This is a genomic window from Pseudomonas sp. MDT1-85, assembly GCF_054898065.1.
The window spans coordinates 4315095-4326741 of the sequence record NZ_CM142715.1; the positions used below are offsets into that span (position 1 = coordinate 4315095).

The window sequence follows — 11647 nt, forward strand, 5'->3', positions numbered from 1 at the left end:
TTAAAAAGCTCACCACAATGCTTCAATGCTTTGGATTATAATAAGAAAACTCTACAAATCCCTCGATACCCCGGAACGCTTCCAGATCATCAAGCGTGCTAACTTCAACCGAATAACTTCCAGGTGAAAGCTCCAACGTTTTAATCAGCCGTACCGCGGTATTCAAACGCCTCCCCTCATAGTCAAACCCCTGCCCCCATTGGACACCTATTGTTATTAAGTTTTTATCAAAGAATATCTGCCCATCTTTCAAGACCCTAAGATGGATGGGAATAGCGACTCCATCAACGCTATAATCCCCCCAAACTTCAATCTGCTTGAGTATCTCAGTCAGACCGTCTCTTTTGGTAAACAGCAAAGCAAATCTATAGTCACCGGTCTTCCTGACCACAAACTCTACACTGGCGGACTGATCCGCCCGAGAAACATCCAGAGGTTTTACTATTGATATAGGTGCAGAACAGGCTGCCAACAAAATGCAAGCAAAACCTACAACTCCTTTGCGTAAGACACTTATCATTCTATGCACAACAAACTCCATCCTTGACATCCATTAAAAACAACAACACCGCTAGCCACCTCACGCATATACAAGAGCATTAAGGCGGAGCATTAAAGGGGACAGATTTATTATCTGAAACCAGAACCATTCCGAAAAATAAATCTGTCCCCTTTTCACATGGCCGACAAGCCGTTCATAGTCATGGTATTGCGCAGGCTGAAATCCGGTTTTTCGGGGCTGGCCGGCTGGTAGAACTGTGTCAGGTAGGTGTTGGGGCGAACGTTGGAGTCAAGCTGCATTTCACCGGGGCGAATACCACCCGAAGCCAGGCTGGCCATTTGGGTGGAGGTGAAATCGGTTTTGTTGAGAATCCCGCCGACGGCGAAGATGTTGTGCGTCGCCGAGTTTTGAATGAAGCCGTTGGCGACGTCTTGCTGGGCTTTGCTTTCGCCCTGGATGTGTTGTTGGGGTTGGGAGGATGGGTTGATGTCGATGTTGATCAGGTTGGATGTCTGAGAGGCTGGTTTTACCTCATCAGCGCCAAGCCATAAACATACCTGACCATTTTTTACATCATAGTAGTCGCCCTTGCGCGTCAAGTCGTCGCGGACAATCTGAGCGCCGTGGGTGTACAACAGGTCATGTAATGGCTTGATACTATCTTTGGGGAAAAGGTCCCCTTCAAATTTTTTGTTGTTGTATCCAATCGATTGCAAAGAGGCAAATACAAAATCCACACAACTATTGGCAAGCAGATTATACATTGAAGAATCAAAACCATTTGAGACAGGATTCCTCGAGAATATTTGTAGCTTATTATATTGATCCTCCGTCAACATAATATTTACTTCATATTCGGTATCCCTGTACCCAGCATTATCCAGCCTCGTAACTTGACCAGGACCAAACATCTCATCATTTTTTGACTCAAACCCGTAACTTTCACTACTCCCCGAACCATCATTCAAGGCATACCACATATGCCCACCGGGAGAAATGTGGAGGTCCCCAGCCTTGTGCTTGGCTTTGTCCTGTTGATAGACATATTCAGCTCCACTTTTCGCGACCTTATAAGTTACGCTGTATTTCTTTTCCATCTACCCTCCTCCTTACTAACAAAAATGCTTCAATGCTTTGGCTTATAATAAGCAAACTCTATATAACTTTCGACTCCACGAAACGCCTCTACATCTTCGAGGGTGTTGACCAGAACGGAATAAGCTCCAGCAGGCAACTCGTAAGTCTTGATGAGTCTGACCGCTGTATTCAACGTACTACCTTGATACTCAAAGTTCTGCCCCCAAAACACCCCATTGGTACTAATGTTTTCGTCAGAAAAAATCTTTCCATCTCTAAAAATTCTAACGTGCACGGGTATTGAAATGCCTTTTCCGCCACTTTCGCCCCACATCTCACTTTGCCTGTTCATTTCCACCAAGTTCTTACCTCGAACAAACAACAATGCAAATCTGTACTCACCCACCCTCTTGACCACGAAATCCATAGAGACCTGTTGATTATCTCGAGAGACGTCCATAGGTTTAACTATCCATAGAGGATCTGCACAGGCCACTAACAACACACAAAGCAGAGCAATAGCCCATTTGCGCAATATATTTATAACTCCATGCACAGCCAGCTCCTTTTTTTCGATTACCAACAACATAAGACCACTAAAAGACCACTAAAGAAAAGCGGGGACAGCCCACGATTAAATCGATGGTTTACAGCCGCGCAGTTTCAGAAAAAACGTGGTCTGTCCCGTTTATGGTGCATGTATCTATATACGCCTTGGTAGTCTTTTTTATCTTGCAACTGTTTCAATTTTTCCAGTTGAGCCGATTCCATGTTTACGGTATTCATTTACCCTTGTCCGCTCCATACATAATTCGCTTAAGAAAGCTCAACGCAAAGCTATCTATCTTCCTTAAATCATTACCAATACTTTGATATTGATAAGAAATCCTTAAATCATCAAACAGCCGCTTAGCTATAAAATTGCTGCTCATTTCACTAACAGCCACCTCCACTCCATCATTACCTGTAAACCTGAACGTAACGCCGCTACCAATCTCATAAACTTTCATCCCATTGATCGTTCCAATCGCACTACGCCCTTCAAAAATCGCCATAGTGTCATAGGGGGGGATTGAAACATGGAACATTCTAAATGTTATTATTGAATCCCCTACTTGAGCGCCAACTAATTTCATACTGGGATATTCAACAGACATAGTGAGAACCCCCCCACCATCATAAACAACCAACCGACAATCTTCAGGAACCATATGAAAGCGAAATACTCCCCCTGACTTCTTGCTATCTGAAAACTCACAACCCGAAAAATCATCGCCATCCGACATTGAATAAATCCTCATGTATGGATTATCTTTCGGCTCAGGAATCAGGAAAAACAGAAACAGCAAAACAGCTATCCCCACGCCTAACCAATACAAAAACCGCTTTGCTAATTTATTCATTGCTCTCCCTTAATCAACAAATAATTAACGACCCCAAAGAGACCGGCGAACAAAATTACTTACTTAACGATAACCAGCAAACATAACCAGCACATCCCTGGGCGCACTAAAAGGGGACCACTAAAAGGGGACAATTGTATTTTCTGAAGCCAGAACCATACTAAAAAATAAATCTGCCCCCTTTTTCCTGGCCCCCTTTTTCCTATAGTCATATGCTGCTGGATAGTCCTTCTTATCCGACAGCCGTTGCAGTTCTTTTAACTGACTTACTTAGCAGCTAACTAACTAATACTGCAAAGGAAGCACCATTCAAATCTGCCCCCCTTTCGCATATAGACAACACTTATTCAACCAAGACCTTATCGAGAACATTGAGAACAAACTCATCTACCGCTCTCACATCAACAAGTTCGCGCAAATACTGATAAAACACCCACAACCCCGACTTGTACATTCGACTTGCCCGAGCTGTATTAACATAGTCCGAAACATACACAGGCACATTATCCGCCCCCGTAAATTTCCGCTCCAAAAAACCAGCAAACTCATAACTCTCAACCCCATCAGCGACATGCACAGGTGCCTTGCCAGCCAGGTGCCTATTTGCGTCGAATCCATCCATGGATATGCGCTCCATAAAAAAAAATATGGGCATCCTATTCCCCTCCCAACCGTTATGCACAATCTTTAACTGTGGATAATCACGGCGAACTGAATACTACCCTTATCGTAGTTTATGAGCCGACACTCCTCAGCACTCATATTAAACCTGAACAGCCCTCCATTCTTTCCGTCACCCGAAAACTCACACCCATCAAAACCACTTTCATCCCGAGACAAAATCTTCATATAAGGATTATCTTTCGGCGCAGGGATCAACCAGTACAAGAATAGCAAGACAGCCGCTACTGCCCCCACCCAATACAAAACCCGCTTAACAAAAACATTCATGATTTACCCTTAACCGAGAACCGTTACAAAAACAATCAACGAGGTAGGTCATAACCTGCCAGCGCCCATCTCTATCTACCTGACATCAGCCGACAGATAACTGACACAACACCCTGTAAAAAACCCAAATAACGAAAAATTCACCAGCACATACAAACGTGCAAAATACACAAGAACAACTTCCTTTCTATCCGACAGATACAACCCAACAAAAATATTCACACAGATCAACGCCCTCAAATCAGGGTAAAGGCCGACAAAGAAAGAATCGGGCATTTTCGCGACGAATTTGAGCCCTAAGAAGATGAAAACCCCGGAAAAAGCCGCCATTAAAAAGTACTGGCTGTAAAAAGTGCGCTGTTCCTGCCTTAACAACTCCATACTTACCTCCTCGGCAATAAACAAAGGGGACACCCATTAGCCGGAGAAAATTCAACGCAAAAACATCCATTTTTTTAGATCGTCATCAGCACTTTCATACAGTCTGCAGGCTGTTAAAAACAAAAACAGTGTCCGAGCAAAAAGGAGCTATCGCGCCTCCCCCCGCACGCATGACATGAACTTTCCACCCGGAGAAAGATAAACCATCGTCATCACATCATCATCGGAATCGGGGCTAAGAGATAATAACTTGATAGCGCCATATTTCAGAAGCGTCAGAGCACCAACAACCACCAATATAAATCTCAACCAACGAACAACTCTCAGAATACCCACCCTGACTTTCATAAATCCCCCAACATCAACAAAGCCAAAAGATTCATCTCTTGGAGCCTGGTTCTTTCCACAAACAAACACACCCCAATACCCCTTCCCGGCAATATTCAACGCTCTCGCAAACTCTCATCCATATGCTGTTGCAACGGACTCAGGAAGTACTCGATCACCCGCCGCTGATCCGTCTTCACTTCCGCCGTCACCGACATCCCCGGCGACAGCGCCACTCGCTGACCATTGACCAACAGGTGATCGGACTTCAGGCGAATACGGCTGCTGTAAATCAGCCCACGTTTTTCATCTTCGATGGCGTCGTTCGAGACGCTGAGCACTTCGCCGTCGACGGTGCCGTATTTGGTGAAGGTGAAGGTTTCCACTTTTACCGTGACCGGTTGGCCGGCGCGGACAAAGCCGACGTCCTTGTTTTCCAGCATCGCTTCCACTTCTACCGGCTGATCCGCCGGGACGATGACCATCAACGGCTGGGCCGGAGTGACCACGCCACCGACGGTGTGGATGGCCAATTGTTGAACGGTGCCATCCACCGGGGCTTTGAGGCTGGTCAGGGTTTCCTGATAGCGGGCCTTGGCCAGTTCCTGAACCAGGCTCGCGGCTTTTTGGTTGGCCTCTTGTTGCAGGTCGAGCATGGCGCGGCGATTCTGCGCGACGACCCCTTCGCGCCGACGCCTCGCCTCGCCCTGGGCGGCGGTGGATTGCAGCACGCTGGCTTGCTGCACACTCAACTGACGTTGCAGGTCCAGGCGAGCCTGTTCCTTTTCCAGGTATTCATGACGCGCCACGTACTGTTGCGTCAACAGCCGCTGGTAGTCCTCGGCCAATTGCGTGGCGATCGGCACGGTTTGTCGCAGGCTGGCCACCTGGGCCTGGGCAGACTGGATTTCGGCGTTGCGCTGGAGGATTTCTGCGTCCACCAATTCCAGGTTACTGCGGTATTCCTGGTACTGCCCTTGCAGCCAGCGCTGGGCACTGAGCACCTGTTGCGGATCGGCGTCGGCAATCGCTCCGATCAACGATGCCGGGGACTTTTGCTGATTGATTGCGTCAAGCATCGCCGCACTTCGGGCGCTGTCGATGCGGGCCGCCAGCAGGTCACTCTGAATCCGTCTGACGTCGGCATCGGCAGCCGTCGGGTCGAGTTCGACCAGCAACTCGCCGACTTTCACCGCCTGACCATCACTGACATGGATCGCCCTGACCACCGCCGTTTCGCTGGATTGAATCAGCTTGGTTTTGCCGCTGGGAACGATCTTGCCCGAGGCCACGGCGACCACTTCGATCTTGCCGATGCAAGCCCACAGCAACGCCAACACGGCAAAGCCCATGATGCTCCAGACAAAGATTCTCGGCGCCGGATGCACGGGGGTGTCCTGCAACTCCAGCGCGGCGGGAAGAAACTGCGCTTCATGTGGCAGACGCTGCACGCTGTCCATCTGTTTGCGCTGGCGCCAGGAGTGTCGCCAGGCGTGACGGTAGCGCTGCAATAACGAAGGCGTTGCGCTCATGGGAAATCGGTCCTTGAATCCGGAATACAGTGAGTGCCGCCGCGCCCGATATCAGGCGCGGTCGACAAACCAATGACGAGTGATTGAAGGGCTGCTCAGCCCTGTTGCATACGGTGCAGACGCGAATAGTGGCCGGCCTGATGCGTGAGCAATTCGGCATGGCTGCCCTGCTCAACGATTTGCCCGCGATCGACCACCAGAATGCGATTGGCGTCGCGTACCGCCGACAACCGGTGAGCGATGATGATCACCGTGCGACCTGCGCAGATGCTTTGCATGTTCTGCTGGATGATCCGTTCGGACTCGTAGTCCAGGGCGCTGGTGGCCTCATCGAAGATCAGGATCCGTGGGTTGCCGATCAAGGCGCGCGCGATGGCTACCCGTTGCCGTTGGCCGCCGGAAAGTGAGGTGCCGTGCTCCCCCACCATGGTGTCGTAGCCCTCGGGCAATTCCAGAATGAATTCATGAGCGCCAGCCATGGTGGCGGCATGCATCACCGCTTCGAGCGGTGCGCCCGGATCGCTCAGGGCGATGTTTTCGCGGATGCTGCGGTTGAACAGCATGTTGTCCTGCAACACCACGCCGATTTGCCGACGCAGGGAGGAAACGTCGGCCAGTGCCAGGTCCATGCCATCGACCAGCACCCGTCCGCGCTCTGGCACATACAAGCGCTGGAGCAAGCGCGTCAGCGTGCTTTTGCCGGAGCCGGAACGCCCCACCACACCAATCACCTCCCCGGCAGCGATCTGCAGGCTGACCCCGCGCAAGACTTCCGAGCCATCGGCGCGATAACGGAAATGTACCTGGTCGAATTCGATCTGCCCCTTGAGAGGGGGCAACGCGCTGCGAGTAGCTTGGGAAAGCTCGGTGCGGGTGTTGAGGATATCGCCCAGGCGCTGCACCGAGACACCCGTTTGCTGGAAGCTGGTCCACAACTGCGCCAGGCGCATGATCGGGCCGCTGACGCGACCGGCGAGCATGTTGAAGGCAATCAGCTCGCCCACCGACAGCTGACCGTCGATCACCAATCGAGCCCCCAGCCAGAGGGTCGCCACGGTGACCAGTTTGCCGATCAACGACACGCTTTCATTGGCGATGGTAGACAGGGTCTGGGTCTTGAAACCGGCAGCGACATAAGCCGCCATCTGGTTATCCCACTTACGGATCGCCTGGGGCTCGACAGCCATGGATTTCACCGTGTCGATGCCGTTCACGGTCTCTACCAGAAACGCCTGGTTCTCCGCGCCGCGAGTAAAACTGTCCTGCAACCTGGCACGCAGCAGCGGCGTGACAAACAGCGAGACCAACACGTACAAGGGCAACGACAGCAGCACGATCAGGGTCAGCCAACCGCTGTAGTAAAACATCACCAGGATGAACACCAGAGAGAACAGCACATCCAGCAACAAGGTAATGGCGTTGCCGGTCAGGAAGCTGCGAATGTTTTCCAGTTCGCGCACTCGGGCGACCGAATCACCGACCCGACGCGCCTGAAAATACGCCAGAGGCAGGTTGATCAAATGCCGGAACAACCGCGACCCCAGCTCCACGTCGATGCGGCTCGCGGTATGGGCAAACACGTAGCTGCGCAAGCCGCTCAAGGCGGACTCGAAGATCATGATGCCCAACAACCCCGCCGCGATGACATCGAGGGTGGTCAGTCCGTGGTGCACCAGCACTTTGTCCATGACCACCTGGAAAAACAACGGCGTCACCAACGCAAACAGCTGCAAGGCAAAGGACACCAGCAGCACTTCGCCCAGCAACTTGCGGTATTTGACGATGGCGGGAATGAACCAGGTGAAGTCGAACCGCGAGGTTTCACCCGGCAACCCGGCTTCGGAACGGACCAGCAACAGTTCACCGGTCCAGCGCGCCGCCAGGGCCTCGAAGGTGATGACTTCAGGACGATCCGATCGCGGGTCCTGAATCAGCGCCGTCCCTTGGTCCAGCTTGGCAATGATGAAAAATGTGCCGTCGACATTCGCCGCAATCGCCGGTAACGGCGTACGGTCCAGACGGGGGATGGTGGTGTTGACCGATTTGGCCTTGAGTCCCAGCTTGCGTGCGGCGAGCAGCAGTTCACGTTGCGTGAACGGCTGATTCGCCGGAGCGAATTCGTGAGCCAGTTGCTCGGCGGATGCCGCCACCGAATGAAACCGGGCCAGCATCACCAGACACACGAGGCCGGTATCTGGCGCAGGCGACTCGGCGCCCCTTCCTTGATCACTCATAAGCTTCCATGCGTGCCGCCTAGCGGCAATAAGTTCCAGATATTTCAATACGTTACATAAAATCTGAAACAATTAGTATCAATACGACATCACTGTCTGAGATTTATTTCACTCAGGCGTATGAATCGATGATCAGAACGCCTTGCGCTCCTGCGGCGGCAGGAAATCCCGATCCGCGTCGTAGTCCTTTGTCAGGTACATCGCCAGATCGGTCAGGTCTGTTGGGCTCAACGTCCCCGCCGCATGCTTGAGTTTGAGCGTATCGATGATGTAGTCGTAACGAGCGTTGTTGTATTCACGCACGGCGCTATACAACTGGCGTTGGGCGTTGAGCACATCGGCGGTATTACGTGAGCCCAGATCACGACCCACCTGGTTGGCCTTGACCGAAGCCTGGCCGGAGCGAATCGTCTGTCGGCGGGCAATGACCTGCTCGATATCGGAATTGACGGCGCGGTAGAAATTGCGGGTGTTCTGCACCACTTCGCGGCGCCGGTCTTCGCGCTCGTCTTCGCTCTGGGCCAGACGTTCGGTCGCTTCGCGCACTTGCGAGCGAGTCATGCCACCGGCGTACAACGGAATGTTCAGCTCCAGGCCGATGCTGCCTTGCGCGACATTTCCTCGATAGCCGTTACGCCCGAAGTCGGTGGGGTTGCTGTAACCGAAGCTGTCGTTATCGCCCTTGCGCCAGGACGCCACCGCATCGACGGTCGGTGCATAACCGGCCTTGCGCTGGCGATTGGTTTGCTCGGCAGCAATCACCGCGTAATTGGATGGACTCGCCCAAGCCGAGGCGTCAATGCGCCACGGTGGCAGTCTAATCAGCCAACGACAGCGAGGGCGAGTCCATGAAAAAGCATACTTCGATTGATCAATCCCTGTCTTCTTCCGATTTGTCGGCCTGCACAACCGTGGCGGTCGATCTGGCCAAGCAGGTCTTTCAGGTCGCCGGTGAAGACGTCCTCGGCCAGGTGCACTACGAGCAGCGGATCAAGTCGCGCGAGGCGTTTTATGAGTTTCTCCGCCAGTTGCCGCCTCATGTCGTGGTTCTGATGGAGACCGGTCCGGGTGCTCAAGCTTGGGCCCGGCAGTTGCAAGACCAAGGCAATCTGGCGCGGATTCTTCCAGCCGGTTTGGTGGCCACACATCGCAGCGGGCCTAAAAATGATCGCAACGATGCGCTGGCGATTCTGCGGGCTGGTCGCGATGAAAAGATCTACGCAGTGCCGGTCAAAAGCGTTGCGGCGCTGGCAATGCAGGCGTTGCATCGCGCCCGCCAAGGCTATGTGCGTCGACGCACGGCGGTGAGTAATCAGATGCGCGGCCTGCTGCTCGAGCACGGCGTGGCCTTGGCGCAGGGCGATGTTGCGATCAGCCAGAAAATTCCGCGGGTACTGGAAGATGCCACCCAGCCGGTGCCGGGCCTGCTGCGTGAACTGATCGACGAACTGTTGGCCGAGTGGCGCCATTTGGGCGAACGCATCAGCGTGCTGACGGGGCGCCTGGAAGTGGCCGCCAGCGCCGACATGACGGCGAAGCGACTGATGACTGTGCGCGGCATCGGCCCAGTCACTGCCACGGCACTGGTGGCCAAGGAAACCAAGCCTGAGCGATTTCCCAATGCCCGCAAGTTTGCCGCGTACTTTGGCATGGTGCCTGACCAGCACAGCAGCGGGCAGACGGTCCGGCTGGGGGACATGACCAAGCGAGGTGATGTTTATTTACGCAGCCTGATGATCCAGGGAGCCCATGCGGTGCTGCAACAACTACGACCTGATTCCCAGCAACCCGATGACCGCCGCTTGTTGCGCTGGATGAGCCGGCTGGGTCGTAAGGAGGCTGCGATCAGGCTAGCCAACCGCAACCTGCGAATCGTCTGGGTGCTTCTACAGAGTGACCAGACTTATCGTCGCCACGCTGGTGATGGCCAGCAAGCGACGATGAGCCACTGAGCGACAGAGTTCTGCCACCGAGGTACTGACTGTCCGACCCTTTGCTGAAGAAAAATTGACCCCAGGTAAGACCGGCGTGGATTGATGCCTAAGCTGCTACTGGCCTTCGAGGCCTGACTGTAATCGGCATACCACGAGCTTTTCCAATTTTGGCCAGAAGCCGAAGACGGCTTCCACGAATAGGCCTAATACATAGATGCAACAGGGCGACGGTTTTTTCAAAAGCGGGTAGACAGTGGGGGCGAGTCCATACATAGCTGCTGGCCTGCAATGCAAGGTTCTGACGTACCGCGCGGCTGACCCATTCGTTGGCATCGTTGGGGGCCGGAAGCTCCACGGGTAGTTGATGTTGAATGCCCTCGATTGCCGAATACTGCTGGCGCGTCAAACGAGACAGCGCCTCAAACGCATCATCGACCTTGCGCTCGGCGAGCTTTCGATTGGCGCCGGCATTGTCATAAGCGGCCTGGGCGTCAAGCACATCGGTGATGCTCGATGCCCCATTCTCCAGACGCGCCTGGGCCTGTTGCTGTTGCCGCTTGAGCGCCGCTTCCTCGGCTTTGGAGGCTGCCAACAAATCCAGCGCACGCAAGGTTTCGAAGTAGGCCTGAGCCGTTGTCAGCACCAGCCCCTGTTCTTTCGCACCCAATTCAAGTTCGGCCTGTGCGGTACTGGCATGAGCGGCTTCGAGTTGAAACCAGCGATCGGCACGAAACAGCGGCTGGTTGAGGTTGGCCTGAAATACCGTGGTGCTGCGGGTGCGTGTCAGGCCGGGCTCATCACGTTGCAGGCGCACCGACTCCACCGTGCTCCCCGCATTGAGCGTGGGCAGTAACCCGGCCTGGGCTTGCGGAACACTTTCGCGTCGAGCCCGGTAATCATGGCGCGCCGCAGAAAGCTGAGCATCGTGCTCGACCGCCTGACGGTAAACCCCCAACAAATCGGCGCGATCGGGACTTGCCTCGGCAATAACCGGGATCGTTACTATTGCAAGAGTGAGCAGCGGTGTAAAAAAACGGGTGGAGAGAGTCATAACAATCCATGTTGCATTCGAGTAAAACGATTCAGCCAGGCTGATCGGGGCGCGCATCCTACGCCGAGCCCAGGACAGCAACAAGGCCGATCTATAGCCACTGGCCATCACCTCAGAAAAAGTCCTGCTCGCAGGCGCTGGATCTCGTGGTAGTGGCGATAACACTCTTATTCGCATTACCCAATCCAGAGAGTCACACCCAAGATCAGCGAATACAAAATCTGTGTGCGGCCGGCGATCAAAAATGTGGGGCTT

General features: G+C 53.3%; 9 protein-coding genes and 2 pseudogenes. 1 reads left to right on the forward strand and 10 read right to left on the reverse strand.

Features of this window, described 5'->3' with window-relative positions; all coding sequences use genetic code 11:
• Nucleotides 1–22: 22 nt before the first annotated feature.
• The 9 genes and pseudogenes from ACYZT2_RS19580 to ACYZT2_RS19620 all read right to left on the reverse strand — a co-directional run.
• A complete protein-coding gene (locus tag ACYZT2_RS19580; RefSeq protein WP_461966563.1) occupies nucleotides 23–541 on the reverse strand; it encodes a DUF5625 family protein in 519 nt (172 codons plus the stop codon).
• Nucleotides 542–675: 134 nt separating this feature from the next.
• Nucleotides 676–1599: a hypothetical protein gene (locus tag ACYZT2_RS19585; protein WP_461966565.1), complete on the reverse strand. Its 924-nt coding sequence runs from the start codon at nucleotides 1597–1599 to the stop codon at nucleotides 676–678.
• Between the two features lie 29 nt (nucleotides 1600–1628).
• Nucleotides 1629–2168 carry a DUF5625 family protein gene (locus ACYZT2_RS19590; protein WP_461966567.1) on the reverse strand — a complete coding sequence of 180 codons (540 nt, stop codon included), beginning with the start codon at nucleotides 2166–2168 and terminating at the stop codon, nucleotides 1629–1631.
• 193 nt (nucleotides 2169–2361) lie between these two features.
• On the reverse strand, nucleotides 2362–2982 hold the full coding sequence (locus tag ACYZT2_RS19595; protein WP_461966569.1) for a hypothetical protein: 621 nt from the start codon (nucleotides 2980–2982) through the stop codon (nucleotides 2362–2364).
• Between the two features lie 343 nt (nucleotides 2983–3325).
• Nucleotides 3326–3604 (reverse strand): hypothetical protein, encoded by a 279-nt coding sequence (locus ACYZT2_RS19600; protein WP_461966571.1) that lies wholly within the window; start codon nucleotides 3602–3604, stop codon nucleotides 3326–3328.
• Nucleotides 3605–4008: 404 nt separating this feature from the next.
• Complete coding sequence (locus ACYZT2_RS19605; RefSeq protein ID WP_461966573.1) at nucleotides 4009–4314, reverse strand: hypothetical protein; 306 nt, start codon at nucleotides 4312–4314, stop codon at nucleotides 4009–4011.
• A gap of 443 nt (nucleotides 4315–4757) precedes the next feature.
• Nucleotides 4758–6173, reverse strand: coding sequence for an HlyD family type I secretion periplasmic adaptor subunit (locus ACYZT2_RS19610; protein ID WP_461966575.1), 1416 nt, complete (start codon nucleotides 6171–6173; stop codon nucleotides 4758–4760).
• Nucleotides 6174–6268: 95 nt separating this feature from the next.
• The gene (locus tag ACYZT2_RS19615; RefSeq protein WP_461966577.1) at nucleotides 6269–8407 is read right to left on the reverse strand and encodes a type I secretion system permease/ATPase; all 2139 of its coding nucleotides are present in this window, start codon (nucleotides 8405–8407) and stop codon (nucleotides 6269–6271) included.
• A gap of 132 nt (nucleotides 8408–8539) precedes the next feature.
• Nucleotides 8540–9205, reverse strand: a pseudogene (locus ACYZT2_RS19620) (TolC family protein); the annotation flags it as partial.
• A gap of 95 nt (nucleotides 9206–9300) precedes the next feature.
• Between ACYZT2_RS19620 and ACYZT2_RS19625 the strand changes: the two are divergent.
• On the forward strand, nucleotides 9301–10359 hold the full coding sequence (locus ACYZT2_RS19625) for an IS110 family RNA-guided transposase (protein WP_461973063.1): 1059 nt from the start codon (nucleotides 9301–9303) through the stop codon (nucleotides 10357–10359).
• Nucleotides 10360–10612: 253 nt separating this feature from the next.
• On the opposite strand, the pseudogene ACYZT2_RS19630 reads toward ACYZT2_RS19625, so the two are convergent.
• Nucleotides 10613–11392 (reverse strand): annotated as a pseudogene (locus ACYZT2_RS19630) (TolC family protein); the annotation flags it as partial.
• Nucleotides 11393–11647 lie beyond the last annotated feature (255 nt).

What these genes read in the sequence shown, in the direction of transcription:
- ACYZT2_RS19580 (WP_461966563.1), bottom strand. Translation starts at nt 541, where the DNA reads ATGGAGTTTGTTGTGCATAGAATGATAAGTGTCTTACGCAAAGGAGTT.
- ACYZT2_RS19585 (WP_461966565.1), bottom strand. Translation starts at nt 1,599, where the DNA reads ATGGAAAAGAAATACAGCGTAACTTATAAGGTCGCGAAAAGTGGAGCT.
- ACYZT2_RS19590 (WP_461966567.1), bottom strand. Translation starts at nt 2,168, where the DNA reads ATGTTGTTGGTAATCGAAAAAAAGGAGCTGGCTGTGCATGGAGTTATA.
- ACYZT2_RS19595 (WP_461966569.1), bottom strand. Translation starts at nt 2,982, where the DNA reads ATGAATAAATTAGCAAAGCGGTTTTTGTATTGGTTAGGCGTGGGGATA.
- ACYZT2_RS19600 (WP_461966571.1), bottom strand. Translation starts at nt 3,604, where the DNA reads ATGGATGGATTCGACGCAAATAGGCACCTGGCTGGCAAGGCACCTGTG.
- ACYZT2_RS19605 (WP_461966573.1), bottom strand. Translation starts at nt 4,314, where the DNA reads ATGGAGTTGTTAAGGCAGGAACAGCGCACTTTTTACAGCCAGTACTTT.
- ACYZT2_RS19610 (WP_461966575.1), bottom strand. Translation starts at nt 6,173, where the DNA reads ATGAGCGCAACGCCTTCGTTATTGCAGCGCTACCGTCACGCCTGGCGA.
- ACYZT2_RS19615 (WP_461966577.1), bottom strand. Translation starts at nt 8,407, where the DNA reads ATGAGTGATCAAGGAAGGGGCGCCGAGTCGCCTGCGCCAGATACCGGC.